17 protein-coding genes are annotated in these 16,562 nt (G+C 48.2%); 13 read left to right on the forward strand and 4 right to left on the reverse strand.

Annotation, left to right across the window (positions count from 1 at the left end):
- Positions 1–22: 22 nt before the first annotated feature.
- On the reverse strand, positions 23–286 hold the full coding sequence (locus BMW79_RS19050) for a hypothetical protein (RefSeq protein ID WP_089897234.1): 264 nt from the start codon (positions 284–286) through the stop codon (positions 23–25).
- Positions 287–563: 277 nt separating this feature from the next.
- Here BMW79_RS19050 and BMW79_RS19055 point away from each other — a divergent pair, with 277 nt between their 5' ends.
- Complete coding sequence (locus tag BMW79_RS19055) at positions 564–2,726, forward strand: S9 family peptidase (RefSeq protein ID WP_089897235.1); 2,163 nt, start codon at positions 564–566, stop codon at positions 2,724–2,726.
- Between the two features lie 29 nt (positions 2,727–2,755).
- A complete protein-coding gene (locus BMW79_RS19060; protein ID WP_089897236.1) occupies positions 2,756–3,151 on the forward strand; it encodes a hypothetical protein in 396 nt (131 codons plus the stop codon).
- A gap of 68 nt (positions 3,152–3,219) precedes the next feature.
- Here the strand turns inward: BMW79_RS19060 and BMW79_RS19065 are convergent, their stop codons facing one another.
- From BMW79_RS19065 to BMW79_RS19075, 3 genes are read right to left on the reverse strand one after another with little or no spacing between them, the layout of a single operon-like run.
- Positions 3,220–3,864, reverse strand: coding sequence for a VIT1/CCC1 transporter family protein (locus BMW79_RS19065; RefSeq protein ID WP_089897237.1), 645 nt, complete (start codon positions 3,862–3,864; stop codon positions 3,220–3,222).
- 11 nt (positions 3,865–3,875) lie between these two features.
- Positions 3,876–5,114: an ornithine--oxo-acid transaminase gene (rocD, locus tag BMW79_RS19070; protein ID WP_089897238.1), complete on the reverse strand. Its 1,239-nt coding sequence runs from the start codon at positions 5,112–5,114 to the stop codon at positions 3,876–3,878.
- A 33-nt stretch (positions 5,115–5,147) separates the two neighbouring features.
- A complete protein-coding gene (locus BMW79_RS19075; protein WP_089897239.1) occupies positions 5,148–5,405 on the reverse strand; it encodes an acyl-CoA-binding protein in 258 nt (85 codons plus the stop codon).
- Positions 5,406–5,653: 248 nt separating this feature from the next.
- Between BMW79_RS19075 and lepA the strand changes: the two genes are divergently transcribed.
- From lepA to BMW79_RS19130, 11 genes are all read left to right on the forward strand, one after another.
- Positions 5,654–7,447, forward strand: coding sequence for a translation elongation factor 4 (lepA, locus tag BMW79_RS19080; RefSeq protein ID WP_089903958.1), 1,794 nt, complete (start codon positions 5,654–5,656; stop codon positions 7,445–7,447).
- A 123-nt stretch (positions 7,448–7,570) separates the two neighbouring features.
- Positions 7,571–8,125 carry a thioredoxin family protein gene (locus tag BMW79_RS19085; RefSeq protein WP_177192249.1) on the forward strand — a complete coding sequence of 185 codons (555 nt, stop codon included), beginning with the start codon at positions 7,571–7,573 and terminating at the stop codon, positions 8,123–8,125.
- Between the two features lie 150 nt (positions 8,126–8,275).
- A complete protein-coding gene (gene ureA / locus BMW79_RS19090; RefSeq protein ID WP_089903961.1) occupies positions 8,276–8,578 on the forward strand; it encodes an urease subunit gamma in 303 nt (100 codons plus the stop codon).
- 9 nt (positions 8,579–8,587) lie between these two features.
- Positions 8,588–8,971 (forward strand): urease subunit beta, encoded by a 384-nt coding sequence (ureB, locus tag BMW79_RS19095; RefSeq protein ID WP_245752600.1) that lies wholly within the window; start codon positions 8,588–8,590, stop codon positions 8,969–8,971.
- Positions 8,968–10,689 (forward strand): urease subunit alpha, encoded by a 1,722-nt coding sequence (gene ureC / locus BMW79_RS19100; protein ID WP_089897241.1) that lies wholly within the window; start codon positions 8,968–8,970, stop codon positions 10,687–10,689. The genes ureB and ureC overlap by 4 nt, the downstream gene beginning before the upstream one ends.
- Positions 10,690–10,701: 12 nt before the next feature.
- Positions 10,702–11,205, forward strand: coding sequence for an urease accessory protein UreE (gene ureE / locus BMW79_RS19105; protein WP_089897242.1), 504 nt, complete (start codon positions 10,702–10,704; stop codon positions 11,203–11,205).
- A 4-nt stretch (positions 11,206–11,209) separates the two neighbouring features.
- Complete coding sequence (locus BMW79_RS19110) at positions 11,210–11,890, forward strand: urease accessory protein UreF (RefSeq protein WP_089897243.1); 681 nt, start codon at positions 11,210–11,212, stop codon at positions 11,888–11,890.
- An 18-nt stretch (positions 11,891–11,908) separates the two neighbouring features.
- Entirely contained in the window at positions 11,909–12,544 is a 636-nt protein-coding gene (gene ureG, locus BMW79_RS19115) for an urease accessory protein UreG (RefSeq protein WP_089897244.1), read from the forward strand.
- Entirely contained in the window at positions 12,541–13,320 is a 780-nt protein-coding gene (locus tag BMW79_RS19120) for an urease accessory protein UreD (protein ID WP_089897245.1), read from the forward strand. The genes ureG and BMW79_RS19120 overlap by 4 nt, the downstream gene beginning before the upstream one ends.
- A 9-nt stretch (positions 13,321–13,329) precedes the next feature.
- Positions 13,330–14,034, forward strand: a complete 705-nt coding sequence (locus BMW79_RS19125) for a hypothetical protein (protein WP_218150384.1) — start codon at positions 13,330–13,332, stop codon at positions 14,032–14,034.
- 44 nt (positions 14,035–14,078) lie between these two features.
- Positions 14,079–16,526, forward strand: coding sequence for an AsmA family protein (locus BMW79_RS19130; RefSeq protein ID WP_089897246.1), 2,448 nt, complete (start codon positions 14,079–14,081; stop codon positions 16,524–16,526).
- The last annotated feature ends 36 nt before the right edge of the window (positions 16,527–16,562 follow it).

Consider the following 16,562-nt stretch of genomic DNA (forward strand, 5'->3'; position numbering starts at 1 on the left):
GGAGCGATCAATTTAGTACTACTCAATAATCATCTTCATAGGCAGATTCTCCGCGAAGGGTGCGTTCAATCTGATCTCTTAAGCCATGACTGAATCCCTCTACTTCGATCTTTGGATGATGATCCAGGTAAATCAGGAAACGGCCGGCTTCTTTAGTAACCAGGTCATAAATGTCTTCCAGTAACGCACAAAGTAATCTCCGGGTGGTTTCTGCGATCTGCGCAAGGGAGGAATCTTCGAAGTGACGGTACTCACGGTTTTTATAAGATAAGGTAATCTGAATCATAACTTATGGTTTTTCTGCAGGATTGTTATAACCCGGTTTAGTCTCTAGCTAACCGGCTGGTTTTCATTATTTAATTATTAATTCTGACATAAAAATAGAAAAAAAGAAATACATTTTTTCCAACTAAAGGGTGATTTTTTATCCACGGAGCAGAAAAGGCAAAAAAATAATTTATATCTTCCTGGGTTAACCGCCCGGCACATTAACACCACCATTCCCATATTGTTCATTTTTTTTCTATCATAATTTGGCTACCATTGCAAATTATTCTTACATAATGAAGAAACTTACCGTACTTATTATTCTGATGGCGCTGTATTGCCTGCCGATGCAGGCCCAGCCCGGTAAAGGCATCCGTTGGAGCATCGATGGAAAGTCTTATTTTAAAGCAACGCCCGCAGGTATCGAAGCCTTCCCGTTATCCGGCGAAGCCGCTATTTTAAAGATTCCCGCTGCCAGCTATCATAGCCTGCCCATCAGGGATTTTTATTTTTCGGGAGATGAAAAAAAAATACTCCTTTATACCAATGCAAAAAAAGTATGGCGCTATGAAACCCGTGGCGACTACTGGGTCTTAGACATTGCCAGTGGCAAGTTACAGCAGTTGGGAAAAGATAAACCCGCTTCTTCTCTCATGTTTGCCAAACTTTCACCGGATGGCAGCAAAGCCGCTTACGTAAGCGGTCATAACATTTTTGTGGAAGACTTATCCTCCGGCGCCATCACGCCGCTCACCACTGACGGTACCCGCCGGTTTATCAATGGTACCTTCGATTGGGCATATGAAGAAGAATTCGGCTGCCGCGATGGGTTCCGCTGGAGCCCCGATGGCAAAAGCATTGCCTACTGGCAGATAGATGCCACCAGGATCCGTGACTTCCTCATGATCGACAATACCGACTCTATCTATTCCTTCACCGTACCCGTAGAATATCCCAAAGCAGGAGAGAGCCCCTCTGCCTGTCGCATCGGCGTAGCAGATATACAAACTGCTAAAACAACCTGGATGCAGGTTCCCGGTGATCAGCAACAACATTACATTCCCCGCATGGAATGGGTTCCGGGTAAAAATACCCTCATCATCCAGCAGCTGAACCGCAAACAGAACAACAGCAAAATCATGCTCTGTGAAGCCGCCAGCGGAAAAGTCCGTTCCCTTTACGAAGAAAAGGACAGCGCCTGGATCGATGTGAAATCACGCTGGGACGATGATAACATCGCCGGATGGGATTTTATCCGCAACAGCAAATCCTTTGTCTGGGTGAGTGAGCAGGATGGATGGCGTCATCTCTATAATATTTCTGCGGAAGACGGTAAAGCTACTTTGCTGACGCCAGGTAACTATGATGTGATCAGCATCGCCAAAATTGATGAGGCCAATAACGTGATCTATTTCCTGGCATCACCGGAAAACCCCACCCAGCAATACCTCTACAAGGTATCACTCAACGGTGGTAAGGCAGAACGCATCACGCCCGCCAATGAACCGGGTTCCCATGAATACAAGATTTCCCCTTACGGATCCTGGGCTATTCATGAGTTCAGCAATGCCTATACTTATCCAGTTAGCGAAAACCTGGAACTGCCAGGTCACAAAAGCAACGGCAATATTGTGCTGAATGCCATCACCAAATCTGCTGGTGCACCCAATAAACCTGAGTTTTTCCAGATAACGACCGTTGATGGCGTTACCATGAGCGGCTGGATGAGCAAACCCACCAACTTTAATCCTGCCAGGAAATATCCGGTGGTGTTTTATGTTTATGGCGAACCTGCCGGCGCCACCTCGCTGGACGCTATCGGCGCGGGCCGCAACTTTCTTTATGATGGCGATATGGCGGCAGACGGTTATGTATATGTTTCCATGGACAACCGGGGGACCCCGTTGCCCAAAGGCCGCAACTGGCGCAAATGCGTGTACCGCAAAGTAGGGTTGATCAATGCCCGTGACCAGGCCATGGCCACCAAGGCATTATTGCAGAAATATCCTTACCTGGACCCGCAGCGCACCGCTGTATGGGGATGGAGTGGCGGTGGCTCTATGACACTGAACCTGCTGTTCCAGTATCCGGAGATCTATAAAACGGGTATTGCCATTGCCGCAGTAGGCAACCAGCTGACCTATGATAACATCTACCAGGAGCGTTATATGGGGCTGCCGGAAGAAAACCGGGAAGACTTTGTAAAAGGTTCTCCCATTACCTATGCGAAAAATCTGCAAGGCAACCTGCTCTACATTCACGGCACCGGAGATGATAACGTACATTATCAGAATGCGGAGATGCTGCTGAATGAATTGATCCGTTATAATAAACAATTCCAGTTCATGGCGTATCCCAACCGTACGCATAGTATTTCTGAGGGACAAGGCACTTTTGAACATTTATCTACTTTATATACTAATTATCTGCGTACGCATTGTGAACCGGGCGCAAAATAGAGTACCTTTGCCTCCCTAAATTGAAAAGTATGTCCAGGACAGCTATTATTGGAATACTGGCAGTGTTGCTGGTAATTGTATGCGCTTTTTTCCCATGGTCTGCCGTAGACGTGGATAGCAGGCACCTGGTTTTTTCCGGCGTAAATGGTGCAGGTTCCAATTATGGAGAGCCTGGCCGCTTGTGTATCATCCTGGGGGTAATTGGTATCTGTATTTTCCTGGTGAAGAACAAATGGGTATCCAGGATCAACCTTTTTATCATAGGTTTCCTGCTGGCCTGGACTTTCAGGAACCTGTTGCTTTATTCAAGATGTGAAATGGGGGATTGTCCTCATCCGCAGCCTGCGTTGTATTTATCTTTCGCTGGTGCGCTGGTGGCTTTTTTATGTGTGTTGTTTACGCGTACACCCAAAAGCAGTCAATAATATTAATCTATAAAAAAGCGGCATCCGGATTATTTCGGATGCCGCTTTTTTATGTCGGAAAAATAATATCAGAAGATGGTTTTATGCAGTATCCAGGCGCCTGCGAGGATACCAGCTCCGAGCAACCAGTAACGCACAATTACGGGGAGCGGGCGTTGGGCAGTGACTTTTGCTTTTATAAAACTGAATACCGTTAACCCCAGGAAAACCAGCATGATACTGGTTTGTGAAGCGGCGGTAAAATTTTCGTTTGATAAATAGGGGCCCAATGACAGGGCGCCTCCCAGTAAAAAGAACAAGCCGGTCATCAGGCCGCTCTTGATAGCACGGGAACGACTAAACGTTGATTCCTTTACTTTTTCCTGCTCCAGTATCAGTTCCCAGGAATGCGCATCCTTCTCCATTTCCTCTTCAATATGTGCAATGGTGCGGGCGTTGATATCCAGTCGTTGCAGCTTTGTTCTTTCTTTGTCAGATAACAGGGCGCTGTCGTGCTGCAGATCGCCTTTATTGGCCTGGAAAGCGCTGAACATAACCAGCAGTGCGCCAATTATCCAGATACAAAGGTGAATGGTATAAAAAGTCTGGACTTCGATGGGAAATACCTGCATCACCTGCGTGGCGAAGAACAACAGGAAAAGACCATCGGGAAATCCGATTAAAAAATCTGTCTTCCATCCGGAACTACGGATGGCTTTGTGGGATGTTGTCATACAATGATTCGCTAACTGAAAGCCTGTTCGAGGCTCTTTTGTATGATCTGCACACACTCGTTGATCTGTCCGGCATTGATAGACAGGGGAGGGGCAAATCGTATTTTGTCGCCATGCGTTGGCTTGGCCAGCAGGCCGTTTTCTTTTAAAGTAAGGCAAAGGTCCCACGCGGCTTCCGGGTCATTATGCTTAATCACGATGGCATTCAGTAAGCCCTGACCGCGTACGGTGGTAATATAGGGAGATTGCAGTGCCGTAAGGCCGTTGCGGAGCAACTGACCCATCGCAGCCGCATTCTCGGCCATCTTTTCGTCTTTCAGTACCTGTAGTGACGTGATAGCTACTTTGCAGGCGAGTGGGTTGCCACCATAGGTAGAACCATGTTCGCCCGGTTTTACTGTGAGCATGATTTCATCATCCGCCAGTACTGCGCTTACCGGTAAAGTGCCGCCGGATAAGGCTTTTCCAAGAATCAGGATATCCGGACGTACCTTTTCATGATCACAGGCCAGCATTTTGCCTGTGCGGGCAAGCCCCGTCTGGATTTCATCCGCAATAAACAATACGTTGGCATCCTGGCAATACTGCCGTGCTTTGGAAAGGTAGCCTTCATCGGGTACCATTACGCCGGCTTCTCCCTGGATAGGTTCTACCAGGAAGCCTGCTACGTTTTTATCCTGTAACGCCTGTTCCAGCGCAGTAAGACTATTGTAAGGAATCACTTCATACCCGGGCATGAAAGGCCCGAAGTTGTTTCTGGCAGAAGGATCTGTACTGAAGGAGATCACATTGAGCGTACGTCCGTGGAAGTTATTGGCGCATACAATGATCTTAGCCTTGTTTTCCGGAATGCCCTTTACAATATAGGCCCAGTGACGGCAAAGTTTCAGCGCTGTTTCCACCGCTTCCACACCCGTATTCATGGGCAGTACTTTATCATAGCCGAAGTAGGAAGTAATATATTGTGCATATTCCCCGAGCAGGTCGTTATGAAAAGCGCGGGAGGTAAGGGTCAGCTTTTTAGCCTGCTCTATCAGCGTGGCAATGATTTTCGGGTGGCAATGTCCCTGGTTTACAGCAGAATAACCGGATAAAAAATCATAGTAACGGTTGCCATCCACATCCCATAAAAACACGCCTTCGCCCCGGTCCAGTACAACCGGTAACGGATGGTAGTTATGTGCACCATACTGTTCTTCGAGTGCCAGGTAATGTTGAGCCTTTTCGCTTATCGTGTAGGAAGGTATCATATCTCAAAAGTAAGGTAATTTGCGGAAAGCAAATTACCCTTTCAGTTGCTGCACCAGGTTGATGTACTCCTGCATGGCAGCGTCTTTGGTTTTACCTTTCAGCTCCGCCCAGGCCTCGTGTTTGGCTTTTGCTACAAAATCAAAAGGGTTGGACGGACCATCGCCTTCCGCATCGCCGGAAGTTCCCTGCTTGTACAAAGCATACAGCTTCAGTAAAATTTCGTTCGACGGTTTTTCGGACAGTGTTTTGCTGGCCGCTACTGCTTCTTCAAATTGCTGGTCTAATGCCATGATGTATGTTTTTTAAAATTTAACAATATGGGTGTAAGTCCCTCATTTTAACCTTATGTCTATAAAGTTGAGGTTTATCCGGTAATATATCAAAAAAAGGCGGTGCTGCGGTTTCTATCTCCCTAAAAACCAAATAACAAAACATAATTGGTAAACGCATTAACTAATGAACTAATTTCAATACCTTTGCCGGCTGAAAAGGTTTCATGCAGTACATTGCAGGGGACTACGGAACAGCAAAACATCATATGAAGAATATTCGCAATTTTTGTATCATTGCCCATATTGACCATGGTAAAAGTACCCTGGCAGACCGTTTACTGGAATTCACAAATACCATTTCTGACCGTGACATGCAGGCACAGGTGCTGGATGATATGGATCTTGAACGTGAAAAAGGTATCACTATCAAGAGCCACGCTATCCAGATGGATTACACTGCAAAGAATGGCGAAAAATATATCTTTAACCTGATCGATACTCCCGGTCACGTGGACTTCTCCTATGAAGTATCCCGTGCACTCGCTGCCTGTGAAGGCGCACTGCTCCTCGTGGATGCGGCACAGGGTATCCAGGCGCAAACTATTTCTAACCTTTACCTGGCACTGGAAAACGACCTCGAAATCATTCCCGTTATCAACAAAATTGATATGCAGGGCGCCATGATCGAGGAAGTAAAAGACCAGATCATAGAACTGATCGGTGTAAAAGACGAAGATATCCTGCTGGCATCCGGTAAAACCGGTATCGGCATCGAAGATATCCTCGAAGCCATCGTAAACCGCATTCCTGCTCCGCAAGGCAGCAACGATGCACCACTGCAGGCACTGATTTTTGACAGCGTATTCAACTCTTTCCGTGGTATTATCGCTTACTTCCGCGTGTACAACGGCTCCATTAAAAAAGGTGATAAAATCAGGTTCGTTAACAGCGGCGAAGAATACTTTGCAGACGAAGTGGGTATCCTCAAACTGGGACTGGATCCCAGGAAGGAAGTGTTTACCGGCGATGTAGGGTACATTATCACCGGTATCAAAAGCGCCAAAGAGGTAAAAGTAGGGGATACCATCACCCTGTCCAATAACCCCTGCGCAGAAGGTATCAACGGATTCCAGGAAGTAAAACCCATGGTATTCGCCGGTATTTACCCGGTAAATACGGAAGACTTCGAAGAGCTGCGCGAGTGTATGGATAAACTGCAACTCAATGACGCGTCCCTGACCTATGAGCTGGAAACCTCACAGGCACTCGGATTCGGTTTCCGTTGCGGATTCCTGGGCATGCTGCACATGGAAATCATCCAGGAACGCCTCGAAAGAGAGTTCAACCAGACCGTTATCACTACCGTTCCCAACGTAAGCTTTATTGCACATACTACCCGTGAAGGGGTGATCACCGTTAACAACCCGAGTGAAATGCCCGATCCTACCAAACTGGACAGGATCGAAGAGCCTTTCATCCGCGCACAGATCATCACCAAACCGGAATATATCGGTAACATCATGACACTGTGCCTTGGCAAACGCGGTAACCTGCTGAACCAAAGCTATCTGACCACTACCCGTGTGGAACTGATGTTTGAAATACCATTGACAGAAATCGTATTTGACTTCTATGATAAACTGAAAAGTCAGACACGTGGATATGCCTCCTTTGATTATACACCGATCGGTTTCCGTGACAGTGATATCGTGAAAATGGATATTCTCCTGAACAATGAAAAGGTGGATGCACTGAGTGCCCTGATCCACAGAAGCCGTGCGCAGGAATTCGGACGTAAACTCACCGAAAAACTGAAAGAACTGCTGCCACGCCAGCAATTCCTCATCGCTATCCAGGCCGCCATCGGCGCCAAGATAGTAGCCCGCGAAAACATCAGCGCGATGCGGAAAGACGTAACCGCGAAGTGTTATGGCGGTGATATCTCCCGTAAACGTAAGTTACTCGAGAAACAGAAAGAAGGTAAAAAACGTATGCGCCAGATCGGTAACGTAGAAATACCACAGGAAGCATTCCTGGCGGTATTGAAACTGGACGATTAATACCAGGCAATTTATTTCATAAAATGAGGGAAGATGACCGGCTGTATAGCTTTCATCTTCCCTCATCCTTTTTATGCCCTTCGATTCGCGGAAAAACTTACATTTGAAAAAAAACCAATCACCATGCGTTCTTTAGTACTCTCCCTGACACTTGTACTTTCTGCGCTTACCTTTTCCGCTGCCAATGCCCAGCAAGCGCCGCCTGCGGCCGATGCGGTAGTAAAAGACGCCTGCGCTCAGGCTGCAAAAAGCAATAAGAAAGTGATCGTTATCTTTCACGCCTCCTGGTGCGGCTGGTGCCATAGAATGGACACCGCTATGAATGATGCCAGCGTGAAGAAAGCCTTCGATAACAATTACGAAATCCGTCACATTACCGTAATGGAAAACGGCGCCAACAAAGCACTGGAAAATCCCGGTGGCAGCGATTTACTGGCGAAATACCATGGCGACCAGGAAGGTATTCCTTTCTGGCTGGTGCTGGATACCAAGGGCGACCTGCTGGCAGACAGCCGGATGAAAAGTCCGACCGGTAAACTGCAAAATGTAGGCTGTCCTGCTCAAAAAGAGGAAGTGGACTACTTCGTAGGTATCCTCGAAAAAACCTCCAAAATGAAACGTTCCGACCTGGAAGCAGTACGCACCCGGTTTGGTAAAATAGCCACTGCGGCACACTAAATCTCTTTTTAAAAAGCAGCTGTCCTGTAAAGGGCAGCTGCTTTTCTGTTGATATACCCCCTCCATTTATCCGGAAAATTCGTACTTTACCAGTCCTTTCATACACCTGCCAATCTCCCGGTAAGAAATTTCACACAACAATCTATTCATATGCACCTGACTGCGCGGGAAACCGAGAAATTATTACTGCACCTGGCCGGTGAACTGGCCGAAAAAAGAAAAGCAAGAGGACTACGCCTGAATTACCCGGAAGCTATTGCACTCATCAGCAGCCGCCTCATGGAGGCCGCCCGAGATGGCAGAACGGTGGCCGATCTCATGCATTATGGCGCTACCATCCTGACCCGTGAAGACGTGATGGACGGCATCCCCGAAATGATACACGAAGTACAGATCGAAGCCACGTTCCCTGACGGTACCAAACTCGTTACTGTACACGATCCTATCCGCTAACCATTCAATATGATCACCGTGATCCCCGGAGAATATTTTTTAAAGAAAGAAGACATCATCGCCAATGCCGGCCGTAAAACAGTCCGGATCAGCGTGGTGAATACGGGCGACAGACCCGTACAGATCGGCTCTCATTGCCACTTTTTTGAAGTGAACCGGATGATGTCTTTCCCGAGGGAAGCCGCTTTCGGTATGCGCCTCAACATTCCATCCGGCAACGCCGTGCGTTTTGAACCCGGAGAAGCCAAGGAAGTGGAGCTGGTAGCACTGGGCGGCGCTCAACGTGTTATCGGCATCAATAATCTTGTAAATGGCGACATCAACGACCCCGCTGTAAAAGCTGCAGCCATCGCAAAGGCAGCCTCCCTGCATTTTAAATCAGAACAACTATGAGCCTGCACATCAGCAAAACCAAATATGTAAACATGTATGGTCCTACCACCGGCGATCGCGTGCGGCTGGCAGACACAGACCTGATCATCGAAATAGAAAAGGATTACAACGTATACGGCGACGAAAGCAAATTTGGCGGCGGTAAAAGCGTAAGAGACGGCATGGCACAATCGGCTACCGCGCTGCGTAGTGAAGGGGTACTCGATTTTGTGATCACCAACGTGATCATCATTGATCACTGGGGCATTGTAAAGGGCGATATCGGCATCAAAGACGGCAAAATAGTAGCCGTAGGGCAGGCCGGTAACCCCGACACAATGGATGGCGTACATCCGCAGCTGATCATTGGCGCATCTACCGAAATACACAATGGCGCCAACCTCATCGCAACAGCGGGCGGCATCGACACACATATTCATTTCATCTGTCCACAGCAGGTAGACCATGCCCTGTTTAGCGGTGTCACCACCCTGATCGGCGGCGGTACTGGTCCGGCAGATGGCACCAGTGCCACTACGGTTACACCCGGCAAATGGAACATTCAGCGCATGTTACAGGCCGCCGAAGCTTATCCGGTGAACCTGGGCTTTTTCGGGAAAGGCAATTGCGCTACCACGGAACCTTTGGTAGAACAGATAGCAGCAGGGGCGCTCGGATTGAAAATACATGAAGACTGGGGCGCTACGCCTGCTGTGATAGACGCTTCCCTGAAAGTGGCGGATGAACTGGATGTGCAGATCGCCATTCACACCGACACGCTCAATGAAGCCGGCTTCCTGGAAGATACGCTCAACGCCATCAATGGACGGGTAATTCATACATTCCATACCGAAGGCGCCGGTGGGGGGCACGCACCGGATATTATCCGCGCGGCTTCCTTTCCCAACGTATTGCCGGCATCCACCAATCCTACACGGCCTTATACCGTGAACACCATCGATGAACACCTCGATATGCTGATGGTATGTCACCACCTGGATAAAAAAGTACCGGAAGACGTAGCCTTTGCGGATTCGCGCATCCGTCCTGAAACCATCGCTGCAGAAGATATCCTGCATGATATGGGTGTTTTCAGCATCATGAGTTCCGATTCACAGGCCATGGGACGTATTGGCGAAGTGATTATCCGCACCTGGCAAACCGCCGATAAAATGAAGAAACAACGCGGCGCGCTTGAAGAAGATAACAACAAGGATAACGATAACTTCCGTGTAAAGCGATACATCGCTAAATACACTATCAACCCGGCTATTGCGCATGGTATTTCCCAACACATCGGTTCCCTGGAACCCGGTAAGATGGCGGATCTCGTGCTATGGAAGCCTGCCTTTTTCGGCGTGAAACCCGAAATGATTATTAAAGGCGGTATGATCAACGCCAGCAGGATGGGAGATCCCAATGCGTCTATTCCTACGCCGCAGCCGGTGATCTATCGTCATATGTTTGGCGCTCACGGAAAAGCATTGCTGCACACCAGCGTATTATTCGTATCTGCGTTGTCGTTAGAGAAGGGCATTAAAGAGGAATATGGTTTGCAGAAGCAACTGCTGCCTGTCAGCAACTGTCGCAACATTTCTAAGAAAGACCTGATCCATAACGATAAAACGCCCGATATCACGGTGAATCCTGAAACCTACGAGGTGCGGGTAGACGGAGAAAAAATTACCTGTGAACCGTTGAAGGAGTTGTCGCTCGCGCAACGTTATTTTTTATTCTAATCCGGAAGAGATATGTTGGTAAGGGAAATCATAGGAAATACGCGCACGCATACGCGTAGCAGCAAAACAACCGACCTGTTGCCGCTGGAATGGTTTGAAACCACCCGGCGGATTCAGCGCAAATACACTACCGGCGGCCGTGAGGTAGCATTGAAGTTTACAAAGGAGGGGCAACAGCTGCAACAGGACGATATCGTTTACCAGGACGACGAGTTGGCTATCGTGGTAGACATTCTGCCTTGCGATGCGATTGTGATCCGTCCGCGTAACATGGCGGAGATGGCGAAGGTGTGCTACGAAATCGGGAATAAACACCTGCCACTGTTCCTGGAAGAAGAGGAATTGCTCATTCCCGCAGATGAGCCGCTGTTCCGCTGGTTGCAGGCTGCCGGTTACCCGGTGGCAAAGGAGCGGCGCAAGTTGCTCCATATCCTGCGTACGAATGTACAGCCACATGCGCACGGGAGTAGCAGTCCGTCGTTATTTGAAAAGATCCTGGAACTGGCGTCAAAATAAAAAGATGGAACAGCATTATCTCGGCAGTCTTTTACACCTGGCAGACAGTACACTGCCCATCGGCGGTTATACTCATTCTGCTGGTCTGGAAACCTTTGTGCAACAGGGTTTGGTAAATAGCAAAGCCAGTGCGGAAACGTTTGTCCGCAATATGCTGGAGAATAATCTCCGTTACAATGATGCGGCGTTTATGAGTCTGGCTTATGCCGCCGCCTGTGAAAATAACGTAACGGAATTATTGGAACTGCACCAGCTCTGTACTGCGGTGAAAGCACCGCGTGAACTCCGGGAAGCCAGTCATAAGCTGGGTGCCCGCCTTACCCGTATTTTCAGCCGCAGATACACCAGTGAACTCATCACGCAGTATGAAGCTGCTGCCGGTTATGGTCCGCATTACTGCCTGGTATTTGGCGTATATGCGCATCTGACGGGCATTCCACTGGAAGCGGCTTTGTTTGCCTTTTATTACAACGCGGCGATGGGGATGGTTACCAATTGCGTAAAGCTGGTGCCACTGGGGCAGATGGACGGACAGGATATCATTTTCGATCTGCAACCGTTGCTGAAAGCACTGACTGCCGCTACACTGCAACCCGATAAATCCTTACTGGGATTGTGTAATCCTGGTTTCGATATCCGCAGTATGCAGCATGAACATTTGTACAGCCGTTTGTATATGTCGTAATTCAAAACAATTCATTCAATGAGCAGAGAATACATAAAAGTAGGCGTGGCCGGACCGGTAGGTTCCGGTAAAACAGCGCTGATTGAGCGCCTGACACGACAAATGGCGAAAGATTACCAGGTGGCCGTGATCACTAACGATATCTATACAAAGGAAGACGCGGAATTCCTGACTAAGAATAGTTTGCTGCCAGCTGAGAGGATCATCGGTGTAGAAACCGGTGGTTGCCCGCATACCGCTATCCGGGAAGATGCTAGTATGAACCTGGAAGCGGTGGAAGAAATGGTGCGTCGTTTTCCCGATGTGCAGATCATTTTCATTGAAAGCGGTGGAGATAATCTCTCTGCTACCTTTAGCCCTGATCTGGCGGATGTGACCATCTTTGTGATTGATGTGGCGGAAGGGGATAAGATCCCGCGTAAAGGAGGGCCTGGTATTACCCGTTCGAACCTGCTGGTGATCAATAAAATTGATCTCGCGCCCTATGTACATGCCGATCTTGGCGTGATGGAACGCGATGCCCGCAAAATGCGGCAGGGACAACCTTTTGTATTCACAGATCTTATGAGCGGCATTGGCCTGGAAGATGTGATCAACTGGATCAAAAGATACGCATTACTGGAAGACACCGCAGCACCTAATCTCCTGACATGATCAGTGAACTGAAGATATTGACGGGTAAGAGGGAAAGTGTTACTTATCTGAAAGAATGCTATTGCACCCGACCTTTTAAAGTGGCCAACGTCCGGGAGGAACGCCAGGATCCGGTGTTGCGGTTGATGATGATGAGCTCTTCTCCCGGTATGCTGGATAATGATCATTACCGTTTACATATTACCGTAACCGCAGGCACATCGCTGCACCTGCAAACGCAGGCCTATCAGCGGCTGTTTAATATGCAGACAGGCGCGCGCCAGGAAATGGAGGTGCAACTGCAGCCGGGAAGTACGTTCACCTTTCTGCCGCATCCCATGGTGCCACATGAAAGAGCTACCTACAGCGGCTATACGAATTTGCATCTGGCGGAAAACTGCCGCCTGACCTGGGGAGAGATTATTACCTGCGGGCGGAAGCTCAATGGCGAAGTATTTCTTTTTACAAAGCTGCATAGTATTACCCAGGTGTTTGCCGGGAAACAATTGTTGCTCCGCGACAACCTGCTCATGGAGCCCGGCACTACCCGTTTTCAGGCCATGGGTTGGATGGAAGGATATACGCACCAGGCAACTTTCCTGTTTTTTGATACGCATGAAAACGCGCCGATGGTGGAAACTGCGGACAGGTTTCAACGTTATCTGGCGGAGCAACCCCGCATGCTGGCCGGCGTCACCCGCACGTCCGGCAACGGCATCCTGGTAAGGATCCTGGGGCATAGCGGCGAACAATTGATGGAATGCCAGCAGCAACTGGCCAAACTTTTAACGGTTTAAACAGGGCTTATGCCATTTATAGACAACAGTATTTTATTAACGGCAGTTACGATCAGCTGCCTGCACACGGCTTCCGGTCCGGATCATTATGTACCTTTTATCGTTTTTTCCCGCACCCGGAAATGGTCGGTGGCGAAAACCATTGGCTGGACGGCCCTCTGCGGCCTTGGGCATGTTATGAGTTCCCTTGTAATCGGTATGATCGGCGTGGTACTGGGCTGGCAATTATCCCGCTTTACAGCCATCACAGAAGTACGTGGCGGCATAGCGGGATGGGCATTGCTGATATTGGGGCTTTTTTACCTCATATGGGGATTGTATAAAGCTATCGCTAACCGTCCGCATAAACATTTTGACGTGTATGAAGATGGCGATATGTACGTTTACCAGCATCGTCACAATGAAGCCTATGTAGCGCCACAAAAGCGGATCCGCGTAACGCCCTGGATCCTCTTTGTCATCTTTGTGATGGGGCCTTCTGAACCGTTGCTCCCCCTGTTGTTTTACCCGGCCGCGCAACAGTCTGTGGCAGGTATTGTGATGCTGATCGCTACATTTACCTTTTTTACCATTCTTACCATGATCATCATGGTGCTACTCGGGTACTATGGATTTTCCCTGATGAAGCCCGTAGCTACGGAGCGTTATATGGCCGCCATCAGCGGCGCTGCTGTTACACTTTGTGGAACGGGCATGGTTTTTATGGGTTGGTGAACTGTTTAACACCTCAACTGTTATAGCAGATAAACCTTTACCACATGAAAAAATGGATCAGGATCACCCTTCTTACCGGCGGTATTTTGATAGCACTACTGGTGCTGTTGTTCCTGGGTATGACCTGGTACATACATGCCAACAAGGACAATTTCTTAAAACAGATCACAGCACAGGTAAACGACCGGCTAAGCGGCAACCTGACCATTGAAGATATGGAGCCTTCCCTGCTGAAGAGTTTTCCCAATATTTCCATCGGATTGAAAAAGGTGGTGTTGCAGGATAGTCTCTATCAGCGGCACCACCACGCTCTTCTGGATGTGAGCTATATTTACGTACGGGTAAACACGTTATCACTGTTACGCAAGCACGTAAATATCAGCGAAATCACCCTGCAGAATGGAGCGGTTTACCTTTACACAGACACTACGGGCTACTCCAACACGTATGTACTCCAGGGGCAGTCGGACCAGAAAAAGAAAAGTAAAAGCTCCAAAGACGCGAATATCAAAAAGCTGACGCTCCGTAATATCAATTTTGTAATAGACAACCAGCAGAAGTTTAAACTGTTTAACCTGGATGTCCGGCAGCTGGACGGGAAGGTGAGTGCCACCGATTCTGCCATACAGTTTACCATGGTATCGGATATCCTCTCTAAAAATTTCGCTTTTAATACCAACAAAGGCAGTTATCTGAAAGATAAAAAGCTGGAACTGAACCTGTCTGTAATCTTCAATAAACGCACAAAGATCCTCGCCCTGCCACAGCAGGAGATCCGTATAGATGGACATCCTGTGCTGATCGCCGGGCAGTTTGGTTTTGGTGAAAAGCCACCGCCTTTCCAGCTGAAAATCAATGCCAACCAGGTGTTGCTGAAAGATGCGGCTTCCTGGTTGTCTCCCAATATCACCACCAAACTGAATAGTATCTCCCTGACAAAACCGCTGGACGCAGAGGCTAACCTCAACGGTCATATGAAATACAGGGATACGCCTAATGTGGTGATCACCTGGAAAACCACCAACAATGTGCTGGTGACCACGTTGGGAGAATGGACCGATTGTAATTTTACCGGGAGATTTAATAACGAGGTGCTGCCAGGCCAGGGACATACAGACGAGAATTCTGCTGTTAATATATTCCAGCTAAGTGCTACCCTCGCCGGTGTACCGCTGAAGGCAGATACCATCCGCGTGGTAAACCTGAAGCAACCTTTGCTGCATGGTCATTTCCGCTCCAACTTTCCGCTCACCAACCTCAACGGCGCGGCAGAAGGTTCCCCCATATTGTTTAAAAACGGTAACGCCAATGTAAACCTGTTTTATACCGGTCCCATACTGGCCAATGATAACACACCTTCTTCGCTGGAAGGTATTGTGGAAGTGAAACAGGGCGCGTTCAGCTATATTCCCCGTAACTTGTCTTTTCACGATGCCAACGCCACCCTGCGTTTTACCGGTCAGGATCTCCTGATGGAAAACGTGCATATACAAACGGAGAAAAGTAACCTGCAGATGGATGGTGTGGTAAAGAACCTGCTGAACCTTTACTTTACCACCCCGGAAAAGATTGAACTGACCTGGAATATCCGCAGCCAGCTGGTAGACCTGAATGAATTCAAAAGCTTCCTGGCGCCAAGACAAAAAGCCAAACCAACCGCCAGTCAGCAGAAGGCGAAGATGGGCCGCGTATCCCGGCAACTGGATGTGGTACTGGCTTCCAGCAATGTGAATATGAATGTACAGCTGGATAAAGTCACTTACCAACGTTTTACTGCACAAAATGTAAAAGCATCACTCGAACTAACGAATTCGGATATACTTTTAAAACAGATCGCCCTGCAACATGCGGGCGGAAATATGCAACTGGCGGGCAGCTTACACCAACAGGGCAACAATAACAACTTCACCATGAACGCCACGGTGAATAATGTACACATCGGCCAGTTATTTTACGCATTCGATAATTTCGGGTTGTCGTCACTCACGTCGAATAACCTGAAAGGAAATGTTTCGGCTAAGGTTAACCTGAAAGGGAATGTATTGGATAATGGAAGTCTCGGTAAAAACTCTTTATACGGCACCATTAACTTTAACCTGAAAAACGGCGCACTTATCAACTTTGGGCCATTGGCAGATATTGGTAATTTTGCATTCCGCAAACGTCACCTTGATAGTATCACCATCGATAACCTCTCCAATACCTTCCAGGTGCAGGGCAATAAAGTATTGATTCCGCCGATGCGGATTGCCTCCAGTGCTATTAATATTGATGTGAATGGGGTATATGGGATCGACGGAGGAACGAATATCAACCTGGATATTCCATTACGTAACCCGGCAAAAGATTCTGCAATTACAGATAAAGAAGAGAAACGCAAACGCAGCCGGAAGGGGATCATTCTGCATCTGCGGGCGGTATCTGAAAAAGATGGAAAGGTGAAAATAAAACTGGGTAAAGGCGACAAAGCCGATGCCGGGGAAGAAGAATAAATATTGATGTCCGGGACCACTCCGGACATCAACATC

This window comes from Chitinophaga arvensicola (assembly GCF_900110835.1).
Lineage (GTDB): Bacteria > Bacteroidota > Bacteroidia > Chitinophagales > Chitinophagaceae > Chitinophaga > Chitinophaga arvensicola.

Coding starts and splice junctions, on each gene's coding strand:
- BMW79_RS19120 (WP_089897245.1), top strand. CDS start 12,541: ATGATCAGTGAACTGAAGATATTGACGGGTAAGAGGGAAAGTGTTACT.
- BMW79_RS19065 (WP_089897237.1), bottom strand. CDS start 3,864: ATGACAACATCCCACAAAGCCATCCGTAGTTCCGGATGGAAGACAGAT.
- ureG (WP_089897244.1), top strand. CDS start 11,909: ATGAGCAGAGAATACATAAAAGTAGGCGTGGCCGGACCGGTAGGTTCC.
- BMW79_RS19125 (WP_218150384.1), top strand. CDS start 13,330: ATGCCATTTATAGACAACAGTATTTTATTAACGGCAGTTACGATCAGC.
- BMW79_RS19075 (WP_089897239.1), bottom strand. CDS start 5,405: ATGGCATTAGACCAGCAATTTGAAGAAGCAGTAGCGGCCAGCAAAACA.
- ureA (WP_089903961.1), top strand. CDS start 8,276: ATGCACCTGACTGCGCGGGAAACCGAGAAATTATTACTGCACCTGGCC.
- BMW79_RS19050 (WP_089897234.1), bottom strand. CDS start 286: ATGATTCAGATTACCTTATCTTATAAAAACCGTGAGTACCGTCACTTC.
- BMW79_RS19055 (WP_089897235.1), top strand. CDS start 564: ATGAAGAAACTTACCGTACTTATTATTCTGATGGCGCTGTATTGCCTG.
- ureC (WP_089897241.1), top strand. CDS start 8,968: ATGAGCCTGCACATCAGCAAAACCAAATATGTAAACATGTATGGTCCT.
- ureE (WP_089897242.1), top strand. CDS start 10,702: ATGTTGGTAAGGGAAATCATAGGAAATACGCGCACGCATACGCGTAGC.
- BMW79_RS19110 (WP_089897243.1), top strand. CDS start 11,210: ATGGAACAGCATTATCTCGGCAGTCTTTTACACCTGGCAGACAGTACA.
- lepA (WP_089903958.1), top strand. CDS start 5,654: ATGAAGAATATTCGCAATTTTTGTATCATTGCCCATATTGACCATGGT.
- BMW79_RS19130 (WP_089897246.1), top strand. CDS start 14,079: ATGAAAAAATGGATCAGGATCACCCTTCTTACCGGCGGTATTTTGATA.
- rocD (WP_089897238.1), bottom strand. CDS start 5,114: ATGATACCTTCCTACACGATAAGCGAAAAGGCTCAACATTACCTGGCA.
- ureB (WP_245752600.1), top strand. CDS start 8,588: ATGATCACCGTGATCCCCGGAGAATATTTTTTAAAGAAAGAAGACATC.
- BMW79_RS19060 (WP_089897236.1), top strand. CDS start 2,756: ATGTCCAGGACAGCTATTATTGGAATACTGGCAGTGTTGCTGGTAATT.
- BMW79_RS19085 (WP_177192249.1), top strand. CDS start 7,571: ATGCGTTCTTTAGTACTCTCCCTGACACTTGTACTTTCTGCGCTTACC.